This is a genomic window from Sunxiuqinia dokdonensis (assembly GCF_001270965.1).
GTDB lineage: Bacteria > Bacteroidota > Bacteroidia > Bacteroidales > Prolixibacteraceae > Sunxiuqinia > Sunxiuqinia dokdonensis.
Genome location: NZ_LGIA01000205.1, coordinates 48,701 through 65,699, shown reverse-complemented (window position 1 = coordinate 65,699; position 16,999 = coordinate 48,701). Strand labels below are relative to the sequence as shown.

Genomic DNA, 16,999 nt, shown 5'->3' with positions numbered 1-16,999 from the left:
GCGTAAGAGTCATATTCATCATAGGCAGGTCCCGGTATCCCGTTGACGGTGATAATACGATCAACCCGAACCTTGTCACCTTCGCCTGTAATGGCAATGTTTTCCAGGTCTTTTCCATAAATTGGAGAAAGGCATCGAACCGTGTTCAAGCCCTCAAAACTGGTTTCAATCAAGGGGTACAAATCTTTGTTTTTGCTAAACAACACCAAGGCCCCGGCTTCGAGATGCAGGTTAATGTTACTTTTCAGAATGATGGGCCCGGTGAGCCAGATGCCGCGCGGCACCACGACGCGGCCGCCACCTTTTTCGGCCACCTCGTTGATGGCATCGGCAAAAGCCTCCGAGTTCAGCGTTTGGCCATCGCCAATAGCGCCGTGATCGACAATTGACACGGACAAATCGGCAAAGGTTGGTTCAACTACTTTCGGCATTTCAAACTCAACTCCCTCATAAATATCGTTTGTCACCTCGGGAACAGGCGTTGTTGTGTTGCATGCCACTGCAATCAAGATCAGCAAGTAAACAGGTAACTTCATTTTTCCAGTCCTTTTCATTTTACTCTTGATTTAGATTATTCTTTCCAATATTTTACTTCTATTTTTTGATTTTATCAATTCGAAACCAATCGATATCGGCCGTTCCCGAGTCATTGGTTACGCCATCGCGCAAGGCAAAGAAGCCAACTTTGGCACCAATCCAACGGCCGGGAACCGCGGAAAAATCCGTACCCATTTCGGTAAACTTCTTCCCATCGGCACTGAAGCTGAAGCTGCAAACGGCGCCGGCTTTCACTTTCACCCGAAACCAGACGGTGTTTCCTTTAAAATTTTGTTGAGCCAATTCTTTTTCTGCTCCTCCCAAACGGGCACCTTGGCATTGCACCACGCGCGTGCGAAGTTGACCATCCACCTGTTTTAGCGAAATATACTGATAGTCCTCCCCCATCACAACGAAACCAATTTCTTCGCCATCAGCCCTGGGATTGAAGGTCAGTTTTGTCGTCGCCATAAATTCCTCAGCCGGAAACTTTTGAAGCAGCAGATTCGGAATCGGCCACAGATTGACAAAACCCTCGGGCCGTGGTTTGCAGTTCAACCGGTAGTAGCCCAGGTTTCCGGAAGGATAGCCATAAGTTAACTTCGGATTGGCATGCCATTGCCACTGAATACCGAGCTCGTGTGTATTAAATTCGTCGTCTTCGGGTGGCGTAACAACGGGATACGTACCGCCAACATTGGGCTTTTGGTACGAAGCTACCGGTTCGCCAATACCATTGCCATCGTGGTCAACGCCCATCACAGGCCAGTCGTTTTCCCAACGCATGGGCTGCAAATGGACAATCCGTCCATACGCTTCCTTATCCTGAAAGTGGATAAACCAATCTTCGCCACTGGGGGTATCAACCCAGGCGCCCTGGTGAGGTCCATTGATATCGGTTGAACCTTGCTCAAGCGTCACCTTTTCTTTGTAAGGACCATAAATATTTTTCGACCGCAAAATCAGCTGCCAGCCGGTTGAGACGCCACCTGCCGGGGCAAAAATGTAATAGTAGCCGTTTCGTTTATAAAACTTGGGGCCTTCAACTGTCGGATGCGCCTCACTGCCATCGAAAACCACCACATCGTTGTCCAGTAGTTTCGTACCATCGGGGGTCATTTCGCTCACCAGCAACACGCTCTTTACTCCGGCACGGCTGCCCGCAAAAGCGTACACCAGGTAAGCCTTGCCATCATCATCCCAAAGTGGCGAAGGATCAATCAGGCCTTCGCCACCACGCACCAAAACAGGTTCCGACCACGGTCCTTTCGGATCTGTCGCTTTGGTCAGGTAAATCCCAAAATCGGGATCGGGATAAAAGATGTAGAATTCGCCTTCGTGGTAGCGGATACAAGGTGCCCAAACCCCGTTGCCATGCTGGGGCTGGTCAAACACATCAAAAGGGGGTTGTTTGGGAAGCGCATAACTGATCAGTTCCCAGTTCACCAAATCTTTTGAGTGCAGCACCGGCAAGCCTGGCACGCAGTTAAACGATGAAGAGGTCATATAATAATCGTCACCCACTCTTGCCACATCCGGATCGGAATAATCGGCATGGAGAATCGGGTTTTTATAGGTTCCATCGCCATTGTCGGCAATCCACACCTTGGATAGCTCATTGGTTTGTGCCTGTGCTGAAACAGCCGCGAATCCGGCAATCAGCATCAGATAAAATTTTGCTTTTCGTTTCATTTTGATTCAATATTTAGGGGTTCTCGCAGAATCCACCCATCGAAGATATTTTTCAAGGTAAATTTTGCACGTTCCTCCTGTGTTAGTTGCGACGACCACGGCACCCGTTTTTCGGGCCTTGCGCCTGCTCCGGTGTTTTTATATTCTACATACGTGGCTGTTGTTTCCGCGTCCTTCTTTCCCCAGTTGTGCCAGCCCTCTTCTTTGATGATTTCGCCAAGCTCGCATGCTATGAAAGCGGTTTTCGCGAACGGACGCCAGGGACGTCCCAGGTAAACCGAACGAGCCGGGGCGCTGCCGGTAATTTTGCAATTCAGAAAAACAAAGCCAAAGGGGCTTTCTTCGAGCGTAGAAGCCGCCGTGACATAGCCCGCCGATTTGCAGAAAATCTCACAATCTTCAAAAACAGCGGTTGACCAACCAAAAATAAAATCGACCGTTCCTTCGATGTAGCAATTTTTGTAATACTGACGGCTGTTTTCGCCATGCGGATACAAGGTATCCTGAAAACCTAGAAACCGACAGTTATTAAAGAAAATGCGGTCGCCGTCAACTCGCACGGCAACCGCCTGCCCTACCGGCCCGGCTGAATTTTCGAAGGTGATATTTTCGGCGGTAAAATCATTGCCAAACACAAAAAAGCCCGACGATCCGGTGGTGCCCATTTCTTCGCCAAACCGGTTCAATTTTGAAGCATAGTCGTCGTTGGTGATGATGGTTTTTTCCACACTTTCGCCAATGAAAGTCACTTGATTTTTCGATGCCGGCAGGATCAATTTTTCCTTATAAATACCATTCTTGATGAAAATGGTGGTCGTATTTTTTCTGAAATCCGGCACCGCATTAATGGCTTCTTGAACCGTTGTAAAATCGCCATCGCCATCTTTTGAGACAACCAGATCAAAATCATTTGTGGCAAAAGCGCTTCCTGCGTTCCAAACGATAGTCAGTGCCAGAAGTCGTATCGATTTTTTCCAATTCATTTCTTTCGTTTAATAATTTCTAAATTTTTCAGCGTAGACCTGCTTCTTCTCATTCTGAATGCGCAACAGGTAAATTCCCTGTTGACTGTTCGGGATTTTAAGTTGTAAGTTTTTCTGATTCACCACTTCGGAATAAATCAGAATTCCGGTGATTGAATAGATCTGTAGCTTTTCAATTTTAAAATCGTGGTTTACGCTTAGCTCACTGGTCACAGGATTGTAATACACCTGCAAGGGCTGATGGCGCTTTTCTACTTGTTTAATTGAAGTGGTCACGCCATCCTCCTTTTGATTCTCGGTCATGGCGGCCACCAGGCTGTAGAGGTAAACCTCAACATTGGTGTACTTTCCGTCCAGGTTGGTCAGCTTGGCGTCGCTTGCACTGTTCGGATTCAGATCATTGGCCGTTTCCCAAACGTCGGGCATGCCGTCTCCATCCGTGTCAGCCGGCGCTTCCGTCGATTGCAGTTCGGGCCATCCGCCCACCGCAGTTTGCGTATCGATGATTCCGTTGGTGCTCCCGTTTCCGCCGTCAGTAATGCTTGCCGTTCCAGTACGTGCATCGTGAATTACCCGTTTGTCAACCGTATCGCGCACCAGGCTGGCTCCCGCAAAATCCAAGACTTTCTCATAGGCTTTCTCGGCCGAATGAGTAGTCACTCCGTTGGTGGGCAGTTCCGAATCCAGTTTCAAATCGCCTTTGGTAACCCCCGGCGCATAAGTTGAAAAGCTGGAGTGCATGTGAACACCCTGCCAGTTATCGCCCGAAACCACGGTGCTGGCCGTTAACTTATTCCCTTCCACATAAAACCTTCCGTAGGTTCCGGCAGGCTGGTTATTTGAGCCATTATCAGCATAGGGTTCAATAATCCGGGTTGTTTTGGAAGATGCAGTTGCCGGCCCGGGTTTATAGTAATTATTGACCAAATTGTATTGGCCCCCTTCTGCGGCATAAGCGCTGTTGCTTCCCCAGTTATAGATTACGTTATTCCGAAAATCAACCAGTTCATCATCGGACCGGTTCGAATAACGGCTCCCGTTAAATCGTGGATTCCGGCTGTCGTGACTGGACAGCAGATTATGATGAAACGAAGCATTCCGGCCTCCCCAGATTCCGCCATAGCCATGCGCTCCTTTGTCATGCACTGAATTTCTAAGACTTTCGGAGACAATACTCCATTGCAAGGTGAAGTTTTCATTGTCGTAAAACGAAGCACATTCGTCGGTCGACCAGCTAATGGAACAGTGATCGATGATGATGTTTTTTCGGTTTCGACCCCACAACGCATCAGCTTCCTGGTTCGTCTCATCACCCATCCGAAAACGCAGGTAGCGTAAAATGACATTGTCGGCCTGAATTTCCACCGGATAGTCGCGCAGGCAAATGCCATCGCCGGGCGCTGTTTGGCCGGCAATTGTGAGGTCGCCCTTGGTGATTTTCAAAGCAGATTTCAATCGAATGGTTCCCGATATTTTGAACAGTATCAGCCGGGCGCCGGTTTGATTCACCGCATAACGCAGGGATCCGGGACTGGCGTTATCTTCCAAATTCGTTACATAAATGACTTGCCCACCACGTCCGCCGGTGGTGTATCGCCCATGTCCTTCAGCTCCCGGAAAAGCTGGGATCTGGCTTTCCTGTGCTACGCCCGCGCCAGCTAGGAACAAGCTAAACAGGACTAGAAAAAACCGACCGATTTGGGCATTCATCATCATTCCAATTCTCCTCTAATTATCTCTTCGTTTATCGCAATTTTTTTAATTCTTTGGGAAACATTTGGCCACCAACGAATTCAGATAGACTTCCAGATTGGTGTATCCGGCGTGCAACTGAAGCCCGGCGCTGTCTGCCGGATCAGCTGGATTCAGGGCATTGATCTGTTCCCATTGATCGGGCATGCCGTCGTTGTCGCTGTCTTTGGGCGCCGAAGCTGCGGCCAGCTGCGGCCAGCCACCCACATCAGCCTGCGAGTCGACAACTCCTTTCTGGCCATCGCCATAGGTTGATCCACAGCGCTCCTTGCCAGTTTTAACTTCCTTTAAAATTCGCTGGTCCACTGCATCCCGATTCAAGGAGGCACCGGCATATTTCAGAACCAGTTTGTAGGCTTCTTTAGCCGAATGCGTGTAAACTGCGGTGTGTGCCACCGGCTCGTCCAGTTTCGACTTCAGCTTGGCGGCCTCATCCACGCCTTTTCCCTGAACACCGAAAGTCCAGTTGTCTGCCGAGGTTTTAGCGTCGCCATGCACCTGGTTTCCTTCGATAAAAAACCACCCGGCATGCATGGTATCGGGCCGCACTTTGGGGTCATAAAATTTTTGAGTTAAATCCAGTATCCGGTTTTGAACATCTTTTTTAGTGGCCTGACCCGGTTTGTAATAATTGTTGATGAGGTTGTAATAACCTTCTTCGCCGCCATAAGCCGTGTTAAATCCCCAATTGTAAATCACATTGTTGCGGAAGTCGGTTGATTCGGTTTCGGGTTCTCCTGAATAACGCGAACCACAAAAGCGGGGGTTTCGGCTGGTATGATCAGAAAAAAGATTGTGATGAAACGAGGCGTTTTGTCCGCCCCAAATAGCGCCATAGCCATGCTCTCCTTTTTGATGAACCGACTTATAAAGGCTTTCGCTGAGGATGCACCATTGCATGGTAAAATTGGTGTTGTTGTAAAACGACGCGACTTCGTCGGTTGACCAGCTCATGCTACAGTGGTCCAGAATAATGTTTTTATGCCAGGTGCCGGTCACAGCATCCTGTGCTTTTTCCATGGTGTCGCCCGGCCGCACACGAATGAAGCGGATGATGACATTATCAGCATCAACCCTGATTCCGTAGTTTACCAAGCAAATACCTTCGCCCGGAGCGGTTTGCCCGGCAATGGTGAGATCGCCATTCTTGATGTGAATGGGCTTACTCAATTCAATATTGCCCGAAACGCGAAACACAATGGTTCGTGGGCCTTCTTTTTCAATGGCCTTACGAAAACTTCCGTTGCCTTTGTCATTCAGATTGTCCACATAATACACCGCGCCACCGCGTCCTCCGGTGGTAAATTTGCCACCACCTTCAGCGCCAGGGAAAGCAGGCACTTTGGAACTCTGGGTAAAGCCAGATAACGATTCCAGCCCAATCAGCAAAAAAACAACGAGTAAAAAAGTAATACGTTTCATTGAATTGATTCAAAATTGATTAAGCAGACGAACTGGTTCGTCCAGAGAAAATTTATCATGTATAAAAAGAACCGGAAGTTTCCGCACGGTTGGTGCGAAAACTTCGGTTCAGTATTTAAGTTTCAAGCTCAATCGTTAATTTCTCCAGCGTGGATCTCCTACGCTAAAGTCAATCAAATTCTGATTGCTTATCGTAAAGTCACCATTCGCATCATCAGTAAAACCAGGATCTTCGGTTGTGAAGTTGGTAGAAAGGTCAATTTTAGCGCCAGACGTATAAGCGTCGGTGTAAAATCCGGGTGCGTTAAAATAATTATTTCTTGAGCATTCCGGTTGGGCTGATCTCGATTGGTTGGTGTAATACCCCACTGTTTCGGCAATGATGGTGTTGGTAACAGTCAGTGTATTATCAACAAACCGTACGTACAAAATTCTTCTGGACGTGCTGTTCGATACGCCATACAGTGTACAGTGGTCGATCACAACATCAGTTACTCTTCCCGGGTATGTTCCTGAGGTGTCATCCAATCGAATGAAGTCACGTCCAGGAGCAACATTATTGAACGTACTGTTGGTCAAACTCAGACTCGCCACGTAAGCTCCCCTAAAGTCAATACCATCGGCACCATCGGTTAAAATATTGGTTACAACCGAGTTGTCCAACGAAATAGATTCAATGGTGGATGCAATGCTTGAAGAACCGGCAAACAGCGACTTGTTGTAGTCGTGAATATTACAGCCAGTGACCGTCAGAGAGCCATAGCTTACATCTGAAGTATTGTATTGGAAAGCGTGATCAAGAATGGTTGCTAAACTGGTTTCAGGGTCGGTATACGAACCGGCCATTTCCAAATCAGCGATTTCCACATTCTGAACACCATCTTCCAGAACAAACTGGATATGAACAATTGGCTTGTCGTATGGGTAAAGTCCTCTGATAGAAATAGACTTGTTCAGTGTCAATGTACCCGTATGAACCATAAACTCGCCCGGGAACAAAACCAACACATCGCCTTCGGCAGCGGCGGCCACCATGGCGCTTAAGTCGTCATCAGGATAAACGGCAGTAGCATCGCCAATATCAACCAAGGTGGTGAAAGTCACCTCGCCACGCTGCTTGGTTCCCCGTACCATCCTGATGGTATATTCTGTTTCACTATTCAATCCTGTAATGGTTGCTTCACCGGCTGCAATCTCATCAGCGGTAATTGCCCTTTCTGTATTGCCTGGAAGAATAACGAATTTATCTGCTGATTCTCCGGCTGGCCAATTAATGGTCACACTGCTTGCTGTAATATTTTCGCCAGCCAATGGTGCAAAAATATTTTCCGCATCGGTTTTAAACGCGACTTCTGCCCACTTGGAGTCGGCAATTCCAGCATCGCTCACTCCCTTCACCCGTGCTGAATACTGTGTTTGACCTTCAAGCACAATACTAACCGGCACTTCATCGGGAGCAACCTCTACCGTTTGGATAATGCTGCCAAACAGCAGGCTATCTTCACTGATTTCAATGACATAGGAGTCCGCATCCTCCCGAAGGTTCCAGCTAATCTCAGCTGTAGTCATATTTCTGATCCTAGTCGTCAGTTCGAGGGGCGTAAACACCCGTTCGAATTGAATTTCTTCCACAATTGGGTCAATCTTGTCCTCGCATGCTACAAAAAGCAAGGAGAACAACCCAATGATAAATCCTATATTTTTTATTCTATTTTTCATACCTGTCAATTTATTAGTAACCATAATCGTTTGTCAATTGCCCGTTACTGGCATCCAGGAATACTTGCCAGATTGGCCAGTACTGATATTCGTTGGGGTTTCGTGCATAAATTGATTCAATTTTGGTGTCTTCCAGTTCAGCCGGTGCCACCCATGTTTCGTTAAACTCGTACTCTGCTGATTTATCTTCAGTTTCACCCCGGTTTAATCCGTAGATCACCAGCGATTCACCATCTTCAGCATAACTGTAATAAAGAGTTGTTGGGACATCGGCATAGTCTCCCGTCTGGGCACGCAGATCGTACATTTTGGCTTTTGATTCATCCAATTTGTCTTTCAGTAGATTCCAGCGAATCAAAGCTTCTTTGCGGAGCATTTCACCTGTAAACTCAAATTTGTGTTCCTCCACAATCGCGTCAAACATGGCTTCTTTGGTGGTCAAAGCATTGACATAAGCATCAACCTTGGTGGCCCACTCACTGGCAGGAAAGGCCCGCTGACGAATCATTTTTAGGTAGGGAGCTGCGGCTGTCGGCCCTTGCAATTCGTTGGCTGCTTCGGCTGCCATCAGGACAATCTCCGCATAGCGCATGTATAATTTATTGACACCGTCGTCGTTGGTTGAAGTCACATAACGATCCATCCATTCGTAACGATATTTACCAAACTGCCAGGTGTCTAACTCCAAAAGCTGCTGCTGGGCAAATCCATCCGTGTTGGCTGTTCCCCACTCATAAGGCACACACGTTACATCGCGGCGGGTATCAGCTAGATCATAGTCGTAAAACAAGTTCGGTACTGGTCCTGCCTGTCCCCCGCGGGCTTGTCCGGTGTGTTGATCAACACTACGATGGCGGATACCAAAGGTAAACACCACGCGGCCACGTCCGTCGGCAAAAGGAATTTCCCAAAGGGTTTCGCCACCAGCTGCAATAATATCCCGGTTATTCTTCTTAAATACTGTTTCAAACATCGGCTCCAGCCTGGCTGAGCCGCTGTTGATCACGTCAACACATTCCTGAAGAGCCAGAGCATACATTTCATTTGAAGCCAGATCCGGATCATTACTCTTCCGAATCCCGTCCGGACGCTGAGAAAATCCACCAGCAGCCAATGCAATGCGGGCACGCAAACCTTTTACAAAGGCTTTATTGACGCGTTCCACCGTACTGGTAGCATTGTTTGTGTTTGGCCAGGGCACCAAGGTAGCGGCTTCTTCCAAATCAACAAGCAGCTGCTTGTAAATCGTATCACGATCTGATTTGGGCAGGTAAAGTGTTTCGGTTGAAATTGGATCGAAGCGGGCAACCACGTCGCCCCATGCTTTGACCAGGTCGGAATAATAAACCGCCCGCAAAGTCAGGGCTTCACCCAGCAAATAACCCAGTTCCGTTCCGGGTTCCGGATTTCCATAGGTCCTTAAGCCACGAATACAGATGTTAGCCCGCTCGATGCCTTCGTACATTTTAGCCCAGGCATTGTTGGTACTGTTCATATTTGAGTTGCTTGGAGCAGCATTGTAGGTTACCAAATCAGCATTGGCTCCTGTATTCTCCGAAGAGTTGTACCATTCGGCATCGGTATTCATTCCGTACCATGGGATGAAACGCCCGCGGTAGGAGTTGGTTTCTGCGAAAGGAATTTTAATCCCGTCAACTGCACCTTTCGCCAAGTCAGGAGTCGAAAAAATGACAGACTCGTCGAGCGATGATTTGGTGGGGGCATCCAGGTAGTCGTCGCTGCATGACACCGTGAGTGCCGCAACAAAGATTCCGATGATATATACTATTTTTTTCATATTCAATTCAGTTTAAAAATTAAGGTTTAAGCCGAAAACAAGTTGTCTGCTTCGTGGATAGGCTGAATAATCAACCCCGGGAGTCAGCGCTGTTTTCCTCCTTGTTGAAACTTCGGGATCAAATCCAGAGTAGTTGGTAAGCAACCATACGTTGTAGCCTGTGACATAAAACCTCAGGTTCTGAATGTTCATTTTTTTAGTCAAGTCCGAAGGTAAGGTATACCCCAAGGTCAGGGTGCTCAAACGTAGGAATGAACCATCTTCAACCGCCCAGTCGCTAAATACATAACGATCCATATAGGGTGACCACATGGTGGTGTTGGCATTCATGCTGGCCAAAGTCGCCGGATCGGTAACCAGTTGACCGGTTGCCTCATCAATATTGGTCCAGCGATTGCCTTCCGCCATGATGTCAATCATGTTGCGATATTGGTAGCGTGCTGTTGACGAAGTATATTCTATTTTGTTGGCATTGTAGATATCATTGCCATAACTCCAGTTAAACACGGCGGCCATATCGAAGCCATAAACGCGCCCATTGAGCGTGAAACCCCCAGTATGCAGCGGGTTGGCATCGCCAATAATCGTCCTGTCGTCGATTGTCAACATTTCATCGTCACCGGTGATATTCTTCAGTTTCATCACACCCGGCGCTGGTGTTCCAACAATGTTATTCACATTGGCCACCCCATCCTTCAAAATCCAGGTTTCGCTGGTTTCGTCATATCCTTCAAAGTCGGAAACCTCATAACGTCCGTCAGACAGGTAACCATACATTTCGCCTACCGAACCTCCTTCGGAAATCCAGAAGTCATCGCCAATTTCGGTTGAAGCCCAGGTTGTTGTTTCGCCAAAGTCTTCCATAATACCCAGCGACTTGATCTCGTTTTTATTGAATCCAATATTGAAGTTGAAGCTTAAGCCATAATCTTTCTTATCAAGAACGATGTAGTTTAATGAAAGCTCAATCCCCTTGTTTTCGGTTTCACCCATATTCCGGAACTGCGTATCGTAACCGGTTCCTGCTACCGGAAATTCAATCAGCAGGTCTTTGGTATTGTTTAAATAGGCTTCGAAGTTTCCACTCAGGCGGCTGTTGAAGAGGGCAAAGTCGAGACCAACGTTCCGGGTATACGTTGTTTCCCATTTCAAATCGGGATTGGCCATGGTTTTTGACGCTGCCCAGTAGCTGTCGAATCCATTCATCCAAGAGCTGTTTCGCGATTCGAATGATTGTGTCATCTGTCCCGAAGGAATGTTGTTGTTACCGGCGGTACCATAGCTGACACGCAATTTCAGGTCGTCCAGCCAGTTGGAAGTTAATTCCATAAAATCTTCCGAAGAAACACGCCACGCCACCGCGGCTGATGGGAAATATCCCCAGCGGTTACCGTCCGAAAACTTGCTCGAACCGTCGGCGCGGAACGTTGCCGAAACCAGGTACTTACTTTTGTAGTCGTAACTTGCACGGGCAAAACCCGACAGCAATTTGTCATCCGGACTGTAATTGTTATCGGTTGATTGCGGTGTGCCCTGGGTGGTCAATTTCAAGGCCTGACCAAAGGTAAATAGCGTTGGGAAACCATGAATCACAGAAGTAAGCTGATTGGTTTTGGTTTCGATCAACTCCTGCCCGACCAGAAGATTCAGGCTGTGGTCGTCGTCAAATAAATCGTTGAAATCATACGAAAGGGTATTCGTATTGCGGAAACGCTCCTGCTTGCGGTCGCGCAGAATTACAGCTGGCATTCCTTGATTTTCAGCAGTCGGCGTGTTGGACACATAGTAAGTTGTCAACCCGTAAAAACGATTGTCATTGTAATTATAGTTATCCAGGCCAACTTCCGACTTAAAATTCAGGTTATCGATGATATCCCATGAAAAGCTGGCCGCCATGTTGTAGTTTTTGCGAAATTGCTCACGATCGTTATCGGCAGCAGCAATTATCGGATTCACCAGGTAACTGGCAATTGATTCATCGGTTTCGCCAGTCGTTAAGCCTCCCAATGGGATTGGTGAGTAGGTGACACTGTGCTTCAGGCGCGAGTCGGCCGAAGACACTTCATTCTGCTCGTTGGCTCCACCACCGTTGACCTTGGTGTCAGAGTAACGGAAGGAATAAGCCAGTTCAACTTTATCATTCGGCTTGTGGTTCATCTTCAACGAAAGGTTATTCCGCTTGTAGTCTGAACCAACCATGATTGCTTTTTCATCAATGTGGGCGTAGTTGAACGAATAGGTCATTTTATCGCTTCCACCGCGCACACTCAGGTCGTGATTAAACACTTCACCGGTACGACCGTACACCTGTTCCTGCCAGTTGTTTCCAACTTTACCGGCATACATGTCCTTGTCCTGCCAGGCGCCGTAATACCGTTCATACGACTCCAGCTCTTCAATTCCGTTATCCAAAACGGCATATTCATATTGCCAGTTCACGTAGTCTTCCACGTCCAGAACATCGAGTTTGTTGGCAATCCGTTTGAAACCATAGTAGGCATTGTATCCGACGGTCACTTTCCCGGCCTGGCCGCTTTTGGTGGTTACTATAATTACCCCATTGGCACCACGTGATCCATAAATAGCCGTTGATGACGCATCCTTCAAAACATCGATCGATTGAATATCGGAAGGTGCAATGTCGGAAATGCTGTTGACCGGAAATCCGTCAACAATAAATAAAGGAGAGTTGTCCTGTGTGATAGAACCTCCACCACGCACGCGGATTCGCATTTCAGCGTCGGGTGAACCTTCGGTAGATAACACCTGAACACCAGCCAGTTTACCGGTAATGGCTTCGGCTGCGCTGGCTACCGGAATGGTCTGAAGGTCGTCTCCGGAAACCGAAGCGACCGAACCCGTGATATCGCGCTTCTTAATGGTGCCATAGCCAATGGCCACGACTTCATCCAATTCTCTGGTGTCCGTTTCCAGCGACACGTTGATGGTTGTCCTTCCATTCACTGCGATTTCCTGTGGCGCATAGCCAATAAAGGAAATCTGCAGGGTGGCATCCGACGGAACTGAAAGCTGAAACTCTCCATCAAAATTGGTAATGGTTCCGTTTGTTGTTCCCTTCATCACCACATTGGCTCCGGGAACAGGTTCATTTGTACTGGCATCGATCACTGTTCCATTAACCGTAACCTGTTGGGCAAACAAGCTACTGGTCACCATAAAAAAGAGACCCAAGACAAGTACTCCTACGCGAAAAGTTTTCATGCGTAGACCTCTTTGCTTTTCTTTTTTAAAGTCTGTCATACTTTTAAGATTAGGTTTGATTTATTTATTTATTCATTTCCAAACTAGCCAGAATAAAAGGTCCAACACCTTTGGGATCATTATCCCTGACTGGCTCGCTGATGTAATATTCGTAGGATCCGTCGCGGTAGGGATCACCGCCCAGCCCGGCAACCGAGCACACATCGGTCAGACTAATGGTGCCGTTTTCATTTTCCTTGATGAAGTTCTTCAGCATACCATCGTATGCTCTCTCTGCTACTGCGCGATATTGCTGATCGATGTAATTCAAACGGGTGGCTTTCAACAAAGTGTAGGTAAACATGCTGGAAACCGACGATTCCAGGTAGTTCCCCTCGCGATCGCCCTGGTCCAGTACCTGGTACCACAGGCCGGTTTCTTCATCCTGAAATTTTTTGATTCCGGCGGCTACTTCTTTTAAAATATCCATGACATCTTCCCGTCCCGGATGGTCCGAAGGGATATAGTCCAACACATCAACCAGGGCCATGGCATACCAGCCCATCGCACGCCCCCAGAAGTGTGGCGACTGTCCGGTTTCGGGATCAGACCAGCGTTGCTCGCGGCTTTCGTCCCAGGCATGGTAATTCAAGCCGGTTTCGGGGTCGTAGGTATGTTTATGAACGGTAACAAACTGGTTAACCACATCATCGAAGGCGGAAGGCTCGCCGAATGTTTTGCCAAACTCGGCATAAAACGGTGCGCCCATGTAAAGGCCATCGAGCCACATTTGGTGCGGGTAGCGTTGCTTGTGCCAAAAGCCACCTTCCGAAGTGCGCGGATGGTCGTTCAGCTGGTCACGCAACTGAAAAATGGCTTTCTTATAGCGTTCATCGCCAGTCTTTTCATACAAATCGAAGAGGAATTTCCCCGAATTGATGTTGTCAATATTGAAGTCGCTTCGTTTGTACTGCGTAACAACGCCTTCTTCATTAATAAACTGGTCGGCGTAACCCTTTGCGTACTCATAATATTTATCATCCCCTGTCGCTGCATGGATTTCCATCATGGCCATGGACACCAAACCGGGCGTATAGCTCCATTTGCCTTCGGGATTAAAATCAACGGTTGAAGCTTTTGGGAAATGAACCATTTCCGAGTCGGCCATCCGTTTGGCCATTTCAAGTCCGCTGGGAGATTCTGCTGATTCCTCAGCTTTCTTTGACGCCGTGCATTGGCTAAATACCAAGCCGATGAGCACAAAAAACAGGTAAGTTCTTTTCAATTTCATTAAGTTCATAACACAATGTTTAAATTAGGAGGCATCAACTTGTTTCGGTCAAATCAAAACATGATATTAACCAGGACGATCAATGCGACAACTAATCCAATCACAACCATCGCGATAATCCAGGAAAGTCGTTTCAAGTCTTTATGCATTTTATCCATAAGTTTCTGCCCGTAGTTTTACACCTACTAAAATAGATTGAAAACGGGAAGACGCGCGTCAGATTATTCCCAAAGAGCATTGATGCGCGTCCCAGTGGCGGGATATATTTCCCAAAACAGGGGGCTATTTTTCCCAAAAAGAACCAAAGAAATGAAGCGCAGCAAAACCAACAAACTGACTAACAAAACATTAGACAGTATTCACCCAGTGCCGACACCCTCAATTTCCATAGCAACATTGGAGAGCATTTTTCGCTATTTCCCTCCCTTGTTTTTTCAAACGGCCCCCTGCAGGCAAGCCAAACCTCTCCACAGGCAGGTCGCTCCAGACTTACTTCTGAATCTGCCTCCTGTTTGTGACCGGTATTTCGAGCAGCCCGGGCGTCCAACTCAAGCGAAATCCTGACTGAACACCAGCCGGATCAAATCCATACTTTCTGTTAGGTTTCTGTTAGGTTTCTGTTAGCTCAATAGTAGAAAGCTAGTTTAAACAAAGGAGAAACCAAGTAAAAACAGCGAGGATAAACTCAGCCAACACCGGCTTGGAAGAATTGAAACCAAACAGGACACCGCCAACAGGACAAAACATGGAACAACGGCTCTGTTTATTATAAAAATCGTATCTTGCATAGCCTGAACAACCACTAATCTAATACGGAATGAGACCACTTCTTTCTATCTGGATTTCTCCACTTGCGACATTTGAGTATTTGGCAACAAAAGATGAATCAGAAAATCGATTCACAATGAACCTCCTTGTGGCTTTAATTACAATAGGTATGGGGATTTCCCATCTCAAAAAATACCTGGGATTATTTGACGATAGCAAACTTGCGGGACTGCTAGTCGGAGTCGTCACACTCGCGCTAGCTGGAATAATCGTCATTCGGTTTGTATTGCCACTGACTTATTGGGGGGTAGGCAAAATCTTTAAGGGAGAAGCAAACAAAACTCAAATTCAGCTGGTTGTCGCTTATTCATTGATTCCCTATCTGATCTACCTGGCTATCGGGCTGATTTTAATTATTCCAGCTGTAATCACCCAGAACCTCGATCTGCTGTTCTATAGTCATCCGGTCACGTATTTTGTTGTCTGGATTCTTGCCATCAGGAATTTGACTTATGGACTATCTTATTTTAACAAGTTTTCGTATGGTTATGCACTTTTGACGGTTCTTATTACGGCTGGAATTGCCGAACTGGTGCGAATGATTTTGCTCAGTTAAGGAAATAAGTGAATCATCGGTTTGAAGCAAGCACTAAATCTATCATGATAAAAAACAATCCACTTAATCGACGAAATTTTTTGAAACATGCAGGCGTAGCCACCTCCCTGGTGGGATTGGCTGGCGGCCCACTTTCGGCAGCCGGTATGTTGTTGCCCGCGCAAACCAAGTTGCCCCGGTGGCGGGGCTTCAACCTGCTCGACTTGTTTTCGCCGGAGCCCCGCCCCGGCAATCATCAAAACAAAACCACCGAAGATGATTTTCGCTGGATGCGAGACTGGGGGTTTGATTTTGTTCGCCTGCCCATGGCTTATCCGCGTTATCTCGATATTGATTACAGTCGAAAAATTACGCCCGATGAAGTGTACAAAATTGATGAAAAGAAAGTGGAAGAAGTGGACAGGCTGGTGATGCTCGCAAACAAGTATCATTTGCATATGAGCCTCAACCTCCATCGGGCACCAGGCTACTGTGTCAATTCCGGATTTCATGAGCCCTACAATTTATGGAAAGATCAGGACGCCCAGGATGCCTTCAATTTTCACTGGAACTTTTGGGGAAACCGTTACAAGGATTTGACCAATGAGCAGGTGAGCTTTGACCTGGTGAACGAGCCCGGCATGCGCGAAGATATGAACGACCAGCACTCGAAAAGAAGCTCAGTACCGGGTGACGTTTACCGAAAAGTCGCTCTCAATGCTTCAAAGGCCATTCGCAAGGCCAATCCAAATCACCTCGTCATTGCCGATGGCAACGATACCGGCAGCTCCGTGATCCCCGAAATTGCAGACCTGGATATTGCCCAGAGTTGCCGGGGCTATTTTCCGCACTACATTTCGCATTACAAAGCGCCCTGGGCATTCAAAGACCCCGACAACCTCCCCGATCCGAAGTGGCCCGGAATGATTGACGGCCGTTATTACAGCAAAAAAGATTTGGAAGACTTTTATCAACCTTGGATTGACCTGGCCAAACAGGGCGTGGGCGTTCATTGCGGCGAATGTGGTTGCTGGATCAAAACACCACACGATGTTTTCCTGGCTTGGTTTGGCGACGTGTTGAACATTCTGACAGAAAACAACATTGGCTGGGGCCTGTGGAATTTCAGGGGCGAGTTTGGCCTGCTCGATTCGAATCGCGAAGATGTGGCCTATGAAGACTGGCACGGACACCAACTCGACCGAAAACTGCTCACGCTCCTCCAAAAACATTAAGAGAAA

At 47.5% G+C, this 16,999-nt stretch carries 10 protein-coding genes and 1 pseudogene; 2 read left to right on the top strand and 9 right to left on the bottom strand.

The features are described 5' to 3' along the window. The 9 genes and pseudogenes from NC99_RS19435 to NC99_RS19395 all read right to left on the bottom strand — a co-directional run. Nucleotides 1–554, bottom strand: a pseudogene (locus NC99_RS19435) (glycosyl hydrolase family 28-related protein); the annotation flags it as partial. Nucleotides 555–594: 40 nt separating this feature from the next. Further along, nucleotides 595–2,229: a glycoside hydrolase family 43 protein gene (locus tag NC99_RS19430; RefSeq protein WP_053187895.1), complete on the bottom strand. Its 1,635-nt coding sequence runs from the start codon at nucleotides 2,227–2,229 to the stop codon at nucleotides 595–597. After that, nucleotides 2,226–3,212 (bottom strand): pectinesterase family protein, encoded by a 987-nt coding sequence (locus tag NC99_RS19425; RefSeq protein WP_082326591.1) that lies wholly within the window; start codon nucleotides 3,210–3,212, stop codon nucleotides 2,226–2,228. Before NC99_RS19425 ends, NC99_RS19430 begins: the two co-directional genes overlap by 4 nt. A 9-nt stretch (nucleotides 3,213–3,221) precedes the next feature. Continuing rightward, nucleotides 3,222–4,928: a T9SS type A sorting domain-containing protein gene (locus tag NC99_RS19420; RefSeq protein ID WP_162231265.1), complete on the bottom strand. Its 1,707-nt coding sequence runs from the start codon at nucleotides 4,926–4,928 to the stop codon at nucleotides 3,222–3,224. A gap of 42 nt (nucleotides 4,929–4,970) precedes the next feature. Then, nucleotides 4,971–6,386: a pectate lyase family protein gene (locus NC99_RS19415; protein ID WP_053187892.1), complete on the bottom strand. Its 1,416-nt coding sequence runs from the start codon at nucleotides 6,384–6,386 to the stop codon at nucleotides 4,971–4,973. A gap of 135 nt (nucleotides 6,387–6,521) precedes the next feature. Next, nucleotides 6,522–8,105: a DUF5123 domain-containing protein gene (locus tag NC99_RS19410; protein WP_162231264.1), complete on the bottom strand. Its 1,584-nt coding sequence runs from the start codon at nucleotides 8,103–8,105 to the stop codon at nucleotides 6,522–6,524. A gap of 13 nt (nucleotides 8,106–8,118) precedes the next feature. Further along, entirely contained in the window at nucleotides 8,119–9,903 is a 1,785-nt protein-coding gene (locus NC99_RS19405; RefSeq protein WP_053187885.1) for a RagB/SusD family nutrient uptake outer membrane protein, read from the bottom strand. A gap of 12 nt (nucleotides 9,904–9,915) precedes the next feature. Further along, nucleotides 9,916–13,164 (bottom strand): SusC/RagA family TonB-linked outer membrane protein, encoded by a 3,249-nt coding sequence (locus tag NC99_RS19400; RefSeq protein WP_204375067.1) that lies wholly within the window; start codon nucleotides 13,162–13,164, stop codon nucleotides 9,916–9,918. A 25-nt stretch (nucleotides 13,165–13,189) separates the two neighbouring features. Next, nucleotides 13,190–14,404 carry a glycoside hydrolase family 88/105 protein gene (locus NC99_RS19395; RefSeq protein ID WP_204375066.1) on the bottom strand — a complete coding sequence of 405 codons (1,215 nt, stop codon included), beginning with the start codon at nucleotides 14,402–14,404 and terminating at the stop codon, nucleotides 13,190–13,192. A gap of 808 nt (nucleotides 14,405–15,212) precedes the next feature. Between NC99_RS19395 and NC99_RS19390 the strand changes: the two genes are divergently transcribed. Together NC99_RS19390 and NC99_RS19385 are read left to right on the top strand one after the other, a co-directional pair. Further along, a complete protein-coding gene (locus NC99_RS19390) occupies nucleotides 15,213–15,779 on the top strand; it encodes a YIP1 family protein (RefSeq protein ID WP_082326589.1) in 567 nt (188 codons plus the stop codon). Nucleotides 15,780–15,823: 44 nt separating this feature from the next. Beyond that, nucleotides 15,824–16,993, top strand: a complete 1,170-nt coding sequence (locus tag NC99_RS19385; protein WP_053187874.1) for a cellulase family glycosylhydrolase — start codon at nucleotides 15,824–15,826, stop codon at nucleotides 16,991–16,993. The last annotated feature ends 6 nt before the right edge of the window (nucleotides 16,994–16,999 follow it).

Excerpts from the sequence above, each read along its gene's own strand:
- NC99_RS19430 (WP_053187895.1), bottom strand. The coding sequence starts at position 2,229 with ATGAAACGAAAAGCAAAATTTTATCTGATGCTGATTGCCGGATTCGCG.
- NC99_RS19425 (WP_082326591.1), bottom strand. The coding sequence starts at position 3,212 with ATGAATTGGAAAAAATCGATACGACTTCTGGCACTGACTATCGTTTGG.
- NC99_RS19420 (WP_162231265.1), bottom strand. The coding sequence starts at position 4,928 with ATGATGATGAATGCCCAAATCGGTCGGTTTTTTCTAGTCCTGTTTAGC.
- NC99_RS19415 (WP_053187892.1), bottom strand. The coding sequence starts at position 6,386 with ATGAAACGTATTACTTTTTTACTCGTTGTTTTTTTGCTGATTGGGCTG.
- NC99_RS19410 (WP_162231264.1), bottom strand. The coding sequence starts at position 8,105 with ATGAAAAATAGAATAAAAAATATAGGATTTATCATTGGGTTGTTCTCC.
- NC99_RS19405 (WP_053187885.1), bottom strand. The coding sequence starts at position 9,903 with ATGAAAAAAATAGTATATATCATCGGAATCTTTGTTGCGGCACTCACG.
- NC99_RS19400 (WP_204375067.1), bottom strand. The coding sequence starts at position 13,164 with ATGACAGACTTTAAAAAAGAAAAGCAAAGAGGTCTACGCATGAAAACT.
- NC99_RS19395 (WP_204375066.1), bottom strand. The coding sequence starts at position 14,404 with ATGAACTTAATGAAATTGAAAAGAACTTACCTGTTTTTTGTGCTCATC.
- NC99_RS19390 (WP_082326589.1), top strand. The coding sequence starts at position 15,213 with ATGAGACCACTTCTTTCTATCTGGATTTCTCCACTTGCGACATTTGAG.
- NC99_RS19385 (WP_053187874.1), top strand. The coding sequence starts at position 15,824 with ATGATAAAAAACAATCCACTTAATCGACGAAATTTTTTGAAACATGCA.